The sequence below is a fragment of the Paenibacillus sp. CFBP 13594 genome, assembly GCF_014842675.1.
GTDB lineage: Bacteria > Bacillota > Bacilli > Paenibacillales > Paenibacillaceae > Paenibacillus > Paenibacillus amylolyticus_B.
In genome coordinates, this window is the sequence record NZ_JACYVQ010000019.1 from 1 (window position 1) to 12,866 (window position 12,866).

11 protein-coding genes, 1 tRNA gene and 2 rRNA genes are annotated in these 12,866 nt (G+C 44.7%); 12 read left to right on the forward strand and 2 right to left on the reverse strand.

Annotation, left to right across the window (positions count from 1 at the left end; all coding sequences use genetic code 11):
- The 11 genes from IFU39_RS31475 to IFU39_RS31525 form a co-directional block, all read left to right on the forward strand.
- Positions 1–80: ribosomal RNA gene (locus IFU39_RS31475) — 23S ribosomal RNA — on the forward strand; the annotation flags it as partial.
- A gap of 80 nt (positions 81–160) precedes the next feature.
- A 5S ribosomal RNA gene (rrf, locus tag IFU39_RS31480) occupies positions 161–277 on the forward strand.
- Positions 278–644: 367 nt separating this feature from the next.
- The gene (gene guaB, locus IFU39_RS31485; protein WP_036607306.1) at positions 645–2,102 is read left to right on the forward strand and encodes an IMP dehydrogenase; all 1,458 of its coding nucleotides are present in this window, start codon (positions 645–647) and stop codon (positions 2,100–2,102) included.
- A gap of 418 nt (positions 2,103–2,520) precedes the next feature.
- Positions 2,521–3,909, forward strand: coding sequence for a D-alanyl-D-alanine carboxypeptidase family protein (locus IFU39_RS31490; RefSeq protein ID WP_105602479.1), 1,389 nt, complete (start codon positions 2,521–2,523; stop codon positions 3,907–3,909).
- Between the two features lie 217 nt (positions 3,910–4,126).
- A complete protein-coding gene (pdxT, locus tag IFU39_RS31495) occupies positions 4,127–4,717 on the forward strand; it encodes a pyridoxal 5'-phosphate synthase glutaminase subunit PdxT (RefSeq protein ID WP_036671585.1) in 591 nt (196 codons plus the stop codon).
- 274 nt (positions 4,718–4,991) lie between these two features.
- Positions 4,992–6,275 (forward strand): serine--tRNA ligase, encoded by a 1,284-nt coding sequence (gene serS, locus IFU39_RS31500; protein ID WP_091020218.1) that lies wholly within the window; start codon positions 4,992–4,994, stop codon positions 6,273–6,275.
- A 198-nt stretch (positions 6,276–6,473) separates the two neighbouring features.
- A tRNA-Ser gene (locus tag IFU39_RS31505) sits at positions 6,474–6,562 on the forward strand.
- A 191-nt stretch (positions 6,563–6,753) separates the two neighbouring features.
- Positions 6,754–7,092 carry a hypothetical protein gene (locus IFU39_RS31510; RefSeq protein ID WP_036607297.1) on the forward strand — a complete coding sequence of 113 codons (339 nt, stop codon included), beginning with the start codon at positions 6,754–6,756 and terminating at the stop codon, positions 7,090–7,092.
- 29 nt (positions 7,093–7,121) lie between these two features.
- Positions 7,122–7,298, forward strand: coding sequence for a hypothetical protein (locus tag IFU39_RS31515; protein WP_017691325.1), 177 nt, complete (start codon positions 7,122–7,124; stop codon positions 7,296–7,298).
- A gap of 21 nt (positions 7,299–7,319) precedes the next feature.
- Positions 7,320–7,472: a small acid-soluble spore protein P gene (locus tag IFU39_RS31520; protein ID WP_091020216.1), complete on the forward strand. Its 153-nt coding sequence runs from the start codon at positions 7,320–7,322 to the stop codon at positions 7,470–7,472.
- Positions 7,473–7,705: 233 nt separating this feature from the next.
- A complete protein-coding gene (locus IFU39_RS31525; RefSeq protein ID WP_047841148.1) occupies positions 7,706–8,800 on the forward strand; it encodes a hypothetical protein in 1,095 nt (364 codons plus the stop codon).
- A 260-nt stretch (positions 8,801–9,060) separates the two neighbouring features.
- Here IFU39_RS31525 and IFU39_RS31530 read toward each other — a convergent pair whose 3' ends face one another.
- The gene (locus tag IFU39_RS31530; RefSeq protein WP_192136412.1) at positions 9,061–9,630 is read right to left on the reverse strand and encodes a GNAT family N-acetyltransferase; all 570 of its coding nucleotides are present in this window, start codon (positions 9,628–9,630) and stop codon (positions 9,061–9,063) included.
- A 43-nt stretch (positions 9,631–9,673) separates the two neighbouring features.
- Positions 9,674–10,180 carry a tRNA adenosine(34) deaminase TadA gene (tadA, locus tag IFU39_RS31535; RefSeq protein WP_091020213.1) on the reverse strand — a complete coding sequence of 169 codons (507 nt, stop codon included), beginning with the start codon at positions 10,178–10,180 and terminating at the stop codon, positions 9,674–9,676.
- 332 nt (positions 10,181–10,512) lie between these two features.
- On the opposite strand from tadA, the gene IFU39_RS31540 reads away from it, so the two are divergent.
- A complete protein-coding gene (locus IFU39_RS31540; protein WP_192136413.1) occupies positions 10,513–12,852 on the forward strand; it encodes an ATP-binding protein in 2,340 nt (779 codons plus the stop codon).
- Positions 12,853–12,866: the final 14 nt, after the last annotated feature.

The following is a 12,866-nucleotide window of genomic DNA, read 5'->3' on the forward strand; positions in this document are numbered from 1 at the left end:
CGACGAGGTAGATAGGCTGGGGGTGGAAGTGCAGCAATGCATGGAGCTGACCAGTACTAATCGGTCGAGGGCTTATCCAATTAGCAAGTGATAAATCGCATGTTTCGTTTCGAATCTAGTTTTCAGAGAACGATCTCTGAAATGTAAGCACAGCTATGCGTTTGGTGGCGATGGCGGAGGGGTTCCACACGTACCCATCCCGAACACGACCGTTAAGCCCTCTAGCGCCGATGGTACTTGGACCGCAGGGTCCTGGGAGAGTAGGACGCCGCCAAGCGAAGAACCACTGCCGATGTTATTCGGTGGTGGTTTTTATTATATAGATTTATTAAGCAGTTTGGGATTGAAATACAGATTGAATTTGGTAATTTATCAGCACAATAGGATGTATAAAATTAACGTTATTCGATACGAATTGACGTTTTTTTGCGTAATAAATAGACTTGTCCGCTCTGGAAAAACAGTTGTGTTCATCAGGCAATACACCTGATATAACCAAGTACTTTTCCTTGACAGTCTAAATATCGCTTTGCTAAGATGGCAATAATAAATTTTTCAGAAAACGTATTTTCGGCGTAAAATACAGCCTGGAATCTTCGGGTTTTGGACCGTAAAGCTGAGCAAACATAAGGAGGAACACTTGCGTGTGGGAAGATAAATTTGGTAAGGAAGGCCTCACCTTTGATGATGTATTGCTAGTGCCACGGAAATCCGAGACACTGCCTAAAGAAGTAGATGTATCTATTCGTTTGAGCGATACTGTAAAGCTAAATATCCCTTTGATCAGTGCGGGTATGGATACAGTAACTGAAGCGACATTGGCTATTGCCATTGCACGTGAAGGCGGCATCGGTATTATCCATAAAAATATGTCAGTTGAACAACAGGCAGAAGAAGTAGATCGTGTTAAACGTTCGGAGAGTGGTGTTATTACGAATCCATTCTCACTGACGGCAGATCATCTGGTATCTGATGCGGAAGCAGTAATGGCGAAATATCGGATCTCTGGTGTACCTATTATTGAAGGAGATCAGAAGCTGGTTGGTATTTTGACTAATCGCGATTTGCGTTTTATCCATGATTACGGCATCAAAATTAGCGAAGTCATGACTCATGAGAATCTGGTTACCGCTCCTGTTGGCACTACACTGCAAGAAGCTGAAGGTATCCTTCAGAAGCACAAGATTGAGAAACTTCCATTAGTTGATGAGACAAACACGTTGAAAGGTCTTATCACGATTAAAGATATTGAGAAAGCCATTCAATTCCCTCATGCAGCCAAAGACGCTCAAGGACGTTTGTTGGTTGGTGCAGCAATTGGTATTTCCAAAGATACATTTGAACGTGCAGATGCTTTGGTACAAGCTGGTGTCGACCTGATTACGGTAGACTCGGCTCACGGACACCACATCAATATCATTGAAGCTGTACGTCAGCTTCGCGAACGTTTCCCTAGCCTGACCATCGTTGCAGGTAACGTCGCTACTGGCGCTGCCACTCGTGACCTGATCGAAGCAGGGGCTTCGGTAGTCAAAGTGGGTATTGGTCCAGGTTCGATTTGTACAACACGTGTTATTGCTGGTATTGGTGTACCTCAAGTAACTGCAGTGTACGATTGTGCAACAGTGGCACGCGAATATGGAGTTCCGATTATCGCGGATGGCGGAATTAAATATTCTGGTGAAATTACGAAGGCACTGGCTGCAGGCGCACACGCGGTGATGCTGGGAAGTTTGTTTGCCGGCACAGCGGAAAGCCCGGGGGAAACTGAAATCTTCCAAGGACGTAGCTACAAAGTATACCGCGGTATGGGTTCAATGGCTGCAATGAAACAAGGTAGTAAAGATCGTTACTTCCAAGATGATGACAAGAAACTGGTTCCGGAAGGAATCGAAGGTCGTGTCGCTTACAAAGGACCATTGTCTGATACGATCCACCAACTGATTGGTGGTCTGCGTTCGGGTATGGGATACTGTGGTACAAGTAACTTGGAGCAACTTCGTAACGATACAGGCTTTATCCGAATTACAGGTGCGGGACTTCGCGAAAGTCATCCCCATGATGTACAGATTACCAAAGAAGCACCTAACTACTCGTTGTAATCTGAAGAGAGTTAATTATTTCCAGGGCAGGCTCGGTGATTTTCACCGGGTCTGTCTTTTTTTGCAGATACCCCTGTGATAGAATAGAACAAGCGGTGACGATCCAAGGGTGGATTAAGGCGTTGCGGCGGCTATTTGACGTGAATCTATGAACATGCTTTTGAAAAGCAAATGCAGTGCCAGAAAAGGCTGCCAGTTAAACAGAAGCGCGGACGTCCTTTTTTACATAAGCATTTGGAAAATGCGGACTAAGTGACAATCGATAACGAACTTTAGGAGCAATAATATTGCTCGTTCGATACAGCGCATATAGCACACATCTCATACATCAAACACGCAGGTTGGGGAACAAGAAAATCGCAGCATAAGCTGCACTGAAGCAATTAACAATGCTTTGGATCGAAGGGAGTATTCATCATTGAAAGCCAAACACATGAATAAAAAGAAACGCCAAATGCTCAAAAAGAGCGTAGCCTCGGTAATGCTAATTAACATGCTTTGCATGTCTGCAGTCATGCCGGTCATGGCTGCTGCGGATAACTCCGGTCAGGTTCTAACTGCTGCGGCAACAACAACGAAGACGGAGAAAGCCGTACAGGTGCCTGGGGTAGACTCACTTGGGCTTGAGGTTAGATCAGCGGTGCTAATGGAAGCATCAACGGGACAGATTCTACTAAATGTCGATGCGGATAAAGCGATGCCACCTGCAAGTATGACCAAGATGATGACAGAGTACATTGTCGCAGAACAGGTCAAACAAGGTAAATTCGGCTGGGACGATATTGTAACTGTTAAAAAGAATGCTGCACAAAGTATCGGGTCGCGAATTTTCCTCGCGGAAGGTGACCAGCACACAGTTAAGGATCTCTATATTGCAATGGCTGTTGGCTCTGCCAATGATGCTACGGTTGCTTTGGCTGAACATGTTGCTGGTTCGGAAGAAGCTTTCGTGAAAATGATGAATGATGAAGCGAAGCGTATGGGCATGAAGGATACCTTCTTCATCAACTCTTCCGGTCTCGACCGAGCAGATATGCCTGCTGATTTCCGCCCAGCTGAAGACAAGGAAACGGTGATGTCCGCTCTGGATGCTGCAATTCTATGCCGATATATCATCATGGATCACCCGGACTACAAAGATTTCACAACGATTCAATCCTATAAGTTCCGTCCCAATGATAAAGCTCCAATTATCAATTACAACTGGATGCTGGAAGCGAATAAAAATATAACCAATTTCAAAAGCTATGCCTATGAAGGTCTGGATGGAATGAAAACAGGCCATACCACGAACGCAGGTAATAACTTTACAGGTACAGCAGAACGTAACGGTATGCGTCTAATTAGTGTCGTTATGGGCACAGATTCGGAATCCGCACGTTTCAGAGAAACTAAAAAGGTATTGGACTATGGATTTAACAACTTTGAAGTGAAACAGGCTGTTGCAGGCAAGACCAAAGTGACGGGCTGGGAAGCGGTACCTTTGAAAAAAGGGAAAGAAACAACCGTTCCTGTTGTAACAGATAATGCGGTAAGTTTCGTTGTACCCAAAGGTACTCAGAACCTGGATGTGACGTTCAAAGCCAACGTAACTGAGGCTGACAAGTTGGTAGCACCACTCAAGGCAGGTACAAAGGTTGGTACAGTAACGTACACGTATAAAGCAGATGGAATTGAGCCACAGGAAAAAACAGTGAACTTGATCACTGCTGAAGAGGCTGAAAAAGGCGGATGGTTCCGTTTGTTCTTCCGTGCCGTGAAGGATTTCTTCGTGGATCTTTTTGACGGAATCAAAAACTTGTTCTAACCCTTAGCAGACTTCATGGAAAGAGTATGATCATGATTTTATTGCTTACATGGTCATATCATTGACAAAATACAAGTTATTCCGACCGGATGGATTGTATATTTACAATTTTTCCGGTAAAATATCAAGTTAGAATTCACGTATGATGAAGTGAAAAAGTACAATGTTCGTTTACCGTATGCAAGATCGTGGCTGGTAAGAGAAGGGGAATGAGCGTATGAAGATCGGCGTTTTAGCACTTCAAGGAGCTGTCACAGAGCATATTCGAAGTATTGAACGTGCTGGAGCAGAAGGTATAGCTATCAAACAGGTTCAGCAATTGGAAGACTTGGATGGTCTTATCCTTCCTGGTGGGGAAAGCACGACGATCGGTAAACTGATGCGCAAGTATGGGTTTATGGATGCCATTCGGGCGTTTGCTGCTGAGGGCAAACCGGTATTTGGTACCTGTGCTGGCTTGATCGTTATGGCTAAACACATTGCAGGGCAAGAAGAAGCTCATTTGGAGCTAATGGATATGACAGTATCCCGAAATGCATTTGGACGGCAGAGAGAGAGTTTTGAGACGGATTTGCCAGTCAAAGGTATTGAGGAAACGGTAAGGGCTGTATTTATACGGGCGCCCTTGATTGAGAGTGTCGGAGACCAGGTGGAGGTTCTCTCCACATACAAGGATGAGATTGTTACGGCTCGTCAGGGACATTTGTTGGCTTGCTCCTACCATCCGGAATTGACGGATGACTATCGTCTGCATACTTATTTTGTAGACATGGCCAGATCCTACAAACACACGGTAGACTCTAAATAATGCATGATGTACAACCTATGATCTCCCGGTCATCGGATCACTTCCCCAGAGGCCGTGTAAGGCCACTGGTTGGCAGTTGCATCTGAACGGATGCCTTGATGTTGCCTGTATCTGCTTCATAGCGGGAATCGCAGCGGAGGGTGACAAGGGGGATATAGGTTGTTTTTTGGGTTACAGGTTCCGATAAGTATATAGTAAGGTGTATACAATAGAGTTCTGAGAATGGATTTAACATAAGGCTTCACGTTGTGAGGTTATTTAGGAGGGGTATATCGTGCTTGATGTGAAAATATTGCGGAATGAGTATGCACGTGTAGAAGAAGCGTTGACTAAACGTGGCAAATCGCTGGATCTTATCGCTGGATTTACCGAGATGGATGCCAAGCGTCGGGAGTTGCTTCAAGAGAGTGAAACACTGAAGAGTCGTCGGAATACAGTCTCCGCGGAAGTTGCTAGACTGAAGAAGAATCGTGAGAATGCTGATGATCTGATTGTGGAGATGCGTGAAGTCTCTGATCGAATCAAAGCCATGGACGAGGAAGTTCGGGAACTGGAAGTAAAGATCAATGATCTCACAATGGCGATTCCTAATATTCCTAACGAAAGCGTACCAATTGGAGCTTCTGAAGACGACAATGTTGAGATTCGTCGTTGGGAAGAGCCGAAGTCATTTACTTTTGCACCAAAAGCACACTGGGAAATTGCGCAGGATCTCGATATTCTTGATTTTGAAGCGGCTGCCAAAGTAACAGGTTCACGTTTTACCTTTTATAAAGGATTAGGCGCACGTCTGGAACGTGCATTGATTAACTTCATGATGGATCTTCACAGCGATCAACATGGATATGAAGAGATTCTGCCTCCATACATCGTTAATCGGGATAGCTTGTTTGGAACAGGTCAACTGCCCAAGTTTGAAGAAGATCTGTTCAAGTTGAAAGATACCGAATATTATCTGATTCCTACTGCTGAAGTTCCGGTAACGAACTATCATCGCGAAGAGATTCTGAATGTAGATCAATTGCCGAAGCACTTCGTGGCATACAGCTCTTGTTTCCGTTCTGAAGCCGGTTCAGCTGGACGGGATACACGCGGCTTGATTCGTCAGCATCAATTCAACAAAGTAGAGCTGCTCAAGCTCTCTACTCCGGAGACTTCATATGAAGAGCTGGAGCAAATGACTCAAAATGCGGAGCGTGTGCTTCAATTGTTGGGCTTGCCGTATCGCGTCCTGACTTTGTGCACGGCAGATATGGGCTTCACTTCAGCTAAAACGTATGATATTGAAGTATGGTTGCCTGAGAGCGACACTTATCGTGAGATTTCTTCGTGCTCCAACTGTGAAGACTTCCAGGCACGTCGTGCCAATATCCGTTTCCGCAGAGAGCCAAAAGCCAAACCGGAATTTGTTCATACATTGAACGGGTCAGGATTGGCCGTTGGACGGACGGTAGCTGCTATCCTGGAGAACTATCAACAGGAAGATGGTACGGTTGTCATTCCTGAAGCATTACGTCCTTATATGGGCGGTGCAAGTGTGATTGCACATCGCTCTTAAGTAAGAGTTAGCTAACCTTCCTCATCAAAGGGAATACAAATTCAATCCGTCATTTTGGAATGGCGGATTGGAGTGTTTTGTATAACTGAAGCAGTTGTCTGATACGGGATCATCATTTTTAATATAAAAAGGTTGCATTATAATGTCGAGATGTGGTATGATACTTTTCGTGGCAAGTTTATAAAAGTTAATTTCCCTGGAGAGGTACCGAAGCGGTCATAACGGGGCGGTCTTGAAAACCGTTAGGGGGCAACTCCACGTGGGTTCGAATCCCACCCTCTCCGCCATACTACACTTATAACAAGGATTCGAGCGATTTCGCTCGGGTCCTTTTTTGCGTTGTGAGTTTGTCCGGCGTAGTGAGCATACAGGTTGGTAACCGACATATACGTTGCACAGTACAACGTTTATTTAGAATAGGGCTAACATGTATAAAAACATCTTCATCGCCGCACTTTATAGGAGTGGAGGTGGTAAGATGAACCGCGAGTTAAACATCGATCAGACAGAGCTTGTAGGGGCTTGGCAAGAACGTTTGCCTCAAGTCCTGAATGTTGGAGACCAGGCTCAGGTAATGGCCGATGAAGCCGATCAGCAGGCGATTCGGATACACATTGCTACAGCAGGGCACGAGATGTACTCTTTTGATTTCAAATGTGCATATGTCGATTCCCGTGAAGTCAGCGTACAGCTGATTGATGTGGAACGGGATGGACGGACGACGGATGAGCGTACAGAACCGATTCAGGAACTGGCTCACGATTATACACGGCACATTCATGAATGCGCCCAGTCGTTACAATCCCAGACGAGATAATAGCCTGAAATTTGAAGGAGTGAAATCAATTGACTAAAGCCAAAGCGGGAGTAGACAAAAACCTGCAAAATGTAGTCGATGATCTGGAGCAACCTGCCGTAAACAGTCATCATGCCCAGCAAATTCAGCAAGATATTAATGATCGCCGTCATCAGGATGCACTGAATCATGACAAAACGGAAGATAGGGACCCATCCCATTCCTAACAATGATGAGGGGGCAATAATATGAGCAAACCAAAAACAATTCCCGTACCGGAAGCGCAAGCATCCGAACAGCATCATCATTCATCCAAACGCACTTCCATGCAGGAACCATTATCCGGTTCCAAAAAAGTGAAAAATCAAAATCATGTGGATCATTTGAACCCCCAAGGTTAATAGAAGAAACCAAATCACGCAAAAGTCCCTTGTTACCTAACAGGGGGCTTTTGCGTATTCATACATATATAAAGACAGGCACATGGTTATTCCCAAAGCTGACATAGGTCTTTGTAGCCATTTTAAAGAGGAAAGATCACATTTTTCCCAAATTAGGTTTCGGTATCTGGTGATATGGTATATCATTGATATTGAATTACTTTTTTGGGGTTATCACGAGAGGAGAGACAAAAATGACTAAACGTATGGGGGCGCTTCTTCTTACGTTGCTGTTAACCGTATCTATGGCATTGACAGCATGTAGCAGCAAGCAGGAACCAAAAGAGGCATTGAAGACGGCTGCAGCCAATGCTTCCAAATTAACTTCGTATGAGATGAGTTCCAACTTTACAATTAATGAATTGAGCTATAAACCTGGGGATGCTTCACAAACTGATCCTACTATGACTCAGTTTATGAGCATGCTGAAGGATGCTCAGTTGAATGTAACGGGTGTATACCAAAGTGAGCCAATGCAGACAGAGATGACTCTTGGCATCGAACTTAAAGGCGACATGGGGATGACCTTTAACATCCCAATGGTGATGACGGCAGAGAAACTCTATGTGAAAGTGCCGAATATTCCGTTCTTCCCGATTCCGGAGAACGTTGTAGGCAAATTCCTGGAACTTGACCTGAAAGAACTGGCTGAGCAAGAGGGTACGGAATGGAACCCGGATGCTATGGACGCAGCCAAAACGCAAAAGCTGAGCAACGAAGTTATGGACGCAGTGCTGAGCGAGTACGATCAAGCTAAATTCTTCAAAAATCTAGACACCAAAGATGCAAAACTTCCTGAAGGTGTAGATGCGAAGCAAGTTGTACAATTCTCGGTGAATAATGACAATGTTAAAGAAGCAGTTACTGTACTGGTAACAAAAGCTATGCCTAAAGTATTGGATATTCTGTCCAAAGAGGAATATCGTGAAATGCTGCAAATGGATCAGGCTGATATCGACAAAGCTAAAGAAGATCTGAAGATCACTGAAGCAGATCAGGCTGAAATGGCTAAAGACTTGGATAAATTGAAAGATGTTCTGACAATTAACCAATTCAACATCGATTTCGCATTGGACAAAAACGACTTCCCTGTATATCAAAAGATGGTCGCTGATGTGCTGATCAAGCCAGAAGGTACAAAAGACGAAGTGAAATTGGCATTTACCGGTTCCAATACGTACACCAAGATTAACGAAAAAGCAGCATTCAAAATCAACATCCCTACTGGCGATGACGTAATTACTATGCAAGAGTTCGAAGAATTGATGAACGCTTCATACGGATACTAATCTCGCTGAGTTCAAACCGTCTGTGATTCAAGTGAAGGATAATCTTCTTCCGCTTGGATACAGGCGGTTTTTTTATGTTAGACAGCATAAGAGGGGATATCCGCAGAATGATTGATCTTTGATTTTGAATTATGGCTGGGGACATACAAATAAAACCGCACTCTCTCCTACATAACTAGGGTAGTGCGGCTTTGAATATTGAATTTGTATCGTCTTGAATTGGGAATACAGACAGCTCTGTGGTGGAGCTTCTAAATTAATTAATCCGCAAGTTCATCCAAGTCTTCAGCAAGTACAGCATAGATCTGATGATCCTGATACTTGCCATTGATCTTGAGGTATTTGCGAGCCGTACCTTCAAACTGGAATCCATTCTTCTCTAATACGCGTTGCGAACCTTTGTTGGTGGGTAGTACCGCAGCCTGAATCCGATTTAACTTCAGTGCACGGAAGCCATAAGCTACGGCCAGTTTAACCGCTGCTGTCATTCGTCCGCCACCCTGATAATCCGGATGGATAAAGTAACCCATATCCGCATAATTGGCAACGCCCAATACGACATTGTTGATACTTACTTGTCCAATCAACAGGCTGTCTTTAATGGTATAGATTCCAAATTGATATCCTGTACCATCTTCTGCTGCCCTGACCCGATCCTCAATCCGCCGAGTCTGAACATCCAGTGTATAAAAATCATTCTCCCGCACGGGTTCTACAGCTTGATAGGGGACACGTGTAACCTGAATCAGGTCCAGATAGGATTGTGTATCCTGAGATGTGAGCAACCGAAGGCTTATGCCATTGGCTGTATCATAGAGTGTTAGTGCCATTGCAGCATACTTCCTTTCTAATTGGGATGTTTGTAGTCGGGGACTACTTTAACTTTTGGCGCAGACTTCTGAAAAATTGAGTTAGCATCGTGGAGCATTCAGGCTGGAGGATATCCGGGATCACCTCCGTGCGATGGTTAAAACGAGGCTCCTGTAGCAGATTCATCAGTGTACCTGCACAGCCTGCCTTGGGATCAGCCGTACCATAGATGACGCGGGGAACTCTGGATTGTACAATTGCACCTGCACACATCGGACAAGGTTCCAGTGTGACGTACAGGGAACAATCCAATAAACGCCAAGCCCCAATGGTCTCGCTGGCCTGACGGATAGCCACCATCTCTGCATGGGCGGTGGAATCCAGCGTAGTTTCACGCAGATTGTATCCTCGACCAATGATTTGGTTATTTTGTACGATTACAGCTCCAATCGGCACTTCCCCAAGAGCCTCAGCTTTGTAGGCCTCGGCAATGGCCTCCCGCATCCAGTGCTCATGCTGAGCTTCCTCAGATAAATGCGCAAGATCGGTCGGAAGAAAATGGTCAGTCATTACTATATAACTCCTTCCAAAATCGTTTATTCAGCGAACAAATATTCGGGTTGTTAACATGTTGTGCATAGAATTGTGGATAACCTTGTAGTTGCTCACATAGTTATAAACAAACTATCCACAAGCCTGTGGGTATGTGGATAAATACAGTGATTAATTTCATTGTAGAGTTCGAAAATGCAAAAAACAACGAATTTCGAGCTTTTCAGTCATTCGGTAACTTTTGGACACAGGTCAATTATCCTTTTCAAAAAGACATACAAGCGTTATGATGGAGATAGGTTTTGCCATATATCGCCAGAGGGTACAAGCCGAGAGGTGAACAAAAAAACTTGTCTATTAAAACGAAATTATCCATGATTATGTCGTGCTCAGTGCTCGTTATTTTAGTGTTGAATATCGCACTGAGTTATTATACTACAGAAGAGAATCTGAGGCAGGACAGTGAAACCAAGATGGTGCTCACTGCAAAGCAGATTGCAATTGCTGTCGAACAGAATCAATACAGTTCGGATTATGTAAAACGGCAGATTGGAAACAATCTGTGGCTTGCTGCTGTCATGGCAGCGGAAGAATTGGACCCGGATATTAATAATATCACAAATGAAGAACTTGTACGCTTGAGCCAAAAGGTCGGCGTCTCACATATTTCGTTAATGGAGCAGACGGATGATGACATCGTTGTTAGCCGCTCCTCAGATCCGAGAGAAATCGGGCTGTCCACCAAATCCATGACTTATTGGTATCAGGCCTTTAAGCAGTTGTTTGAAAAACAACAGGTGACGATTCCCCAAGGGCAGAAGTTGGAGCATTTCTGGTCAGATGGATTCGAATACTCGACATCCAGTCCTTCCGATATTGATATCTGGGGCTACTACCATGATGGAAAGAGAAACTACATAATCAATCCCTTCTATAATAATACGGAAGTTGATGACTATGTGAAAATCTCTAGTCCGGATGAGATTTTAAATAAAATTCGTGAGGTCAATCCCTCCATTCTGGAGATTACAGGCATCAATCCGTTGACTTTTGGCAGCCCGAACATGGGTGATGACGGAAGAGATTCTAACTATAGCAAGTTGAATAACAGACCGATTCGTTTTGGTACATACCAGTATGGTTCTACGGATGAGGATCATCGTGCTGTGGTGCGCGCCATTCGAACAGGGCAAAATGTATCTTTTGTCAGTGAAACGCACGAACAGAAGGTACTGAAGAGTTTTATTCCCATTTTCACACCCAATCAGTCTTCCTATGTGATCAGTATTGTCATGGACTATAAGCAAATATCCTCCATGGTATCTGAGCAGTTGGTGAGTCATGCCTCCATATCGTTGGTTTTGCTGGAGATTGTGATCTTTGGCAGCTATTTGCTCGCAGGGTATATTACACGTCCGATCCAATCCATACTGGGCAAAGTGAATGATGTAGCGGACGGGCACTTTGATTTCCGTCTGAAAGTACGGAGGAAGGATGAACTTGGCCAACTGGCCAATCGTATTAATGCCATGATACGTAATCTGGGCCATTATACGAGCCGTCTGAAACAGATGTATGAAGAGAATCGAGCGGTGAAAGAGCATCTGGAGTCCATTATCAATCAGACTGCAGATGCCATTCACATTACGGATCTTGAAGGGAAAGTGCTGCGGGTTAACCGTGCATTTGAACAATTATATGGTTTTCGAAGTCGTGAGGTGGAAGGTCGTAATCTGAAGATCATCCCGCCAGAGGCAGAAGAAGAAATGAAACGCCAGCATGCCCAACTCGTTGAAGGGATGTCCATTACGTCTAACGAAACCACCTGGATGAAGAAAGACGGGACTCGGGTAGAGGTCAGTGTCAGTACGGCTCCGGTACGAGACGAGGCTGGAGAGATTACCGCGCTCATTAGTGTCTCCAGGGACATTACAAGTCGTAATAGGATGGAAGAGCTACTCAGACGCTCTGAGAAGCTTACAACCGTGGGTCAGCTTGCAGCAGGTGTGGCACATGAGATTCGTAATCCACTGACCACGCTGCGCGGATTCCTGCAGTTACAGCAAGAGAGCAACAAGCTGAATCATCGTCATCTGGATCTGATGTTATCGGAGCTGGATCGCATCAACCTTATTGTTGGTGAATTTCTGATTCTGGCGAAACCGCAGGCGGTTCATTTTCAGAATCGGGATATTCGTTTTATTCTTGGCGATGTCATCTCGTTACTGGATAGTCAGGCGCATCTGCATGGTGTAGAATTTGTACTGCGTGCCTCATCCGATTCGGCTATGGTACACTGTGAAGAGAACCAGTTGAAGCAGGTATTCATCAATTTGCTGAAAAATGGTATGGAGGCCATGCCAAATGGAGGAAGCATCCACATCAAGCTCAAGCATGACGAACAGTCGAAACGCGTCAGAATTGAGATCAGGGATGAAGGGATCGGTATCCCGGAAGAGATGATGCCCAAGCTTGGGGAGCCTTTCTTTACGAATAAAGAGTCTGGAACAGGGCTTGGCCTGATGGTCAGTCAGCGCATTATTCAATCACATAAGGGCATGATGGATATTAAAAGCGTCATGAACAAGGGAACAACGGTTATTATTGAACTGCCTGCATCCGAGCAACAACCGGAGGTTATTGAGGTAGATCAAGTAACAGATGACACACTTACAGATGAAGAGAAATAGATGAGGTGAGATTA

What these genes read in the sequence shown, in the direction of transcription:
- pdxT (WP_036671585.1), top strand. Translation starts at nt 4,127, where the DNA reads ATGAAGATCGGCGTTTTAGCACTTCAAGGAGCTGTCACAGAGCATATT.
- IFU39_RS31510 (WP_036607297.1), top strand. Translation starts at nt 6,754, where the DNA reads ATGAACCGCGAGTTAAACATCGATCAGACAGAGCTTGTAGGGGCTTGG.
- IFU39_RS31520 (WP_091020216.1), top strand. Translation starts at nt 7,320, where the DNA reads ATGAGCAAACCAAAAACAATTCCCGTACCGGAAGCGCAAGCATCCGAA.
- IFU39_RS31525 (WP_047841148.1), top strand. Translation starts at nt 7,706, where the DNA reads ATGACTAAACGTATGGGGGCGCTTCTTCTTACGTTGCTGTTAACCGTA.
- IFU39_RS31530 (WP_192136412.1), bottom strand. Translation starts at nt 9,630, where the DNA reads ATGGCACTAACACTCTATGATACAGCCAATGGCATAAGCCTTCGGTTG.
- tadA (WP_091020213.1), bottom strand. Translation starts at nt 10,180, where the DNA reads ATGACTGACCATTTTCTTCCGACCGATCTTGCGCATTTATCTGAGGAA.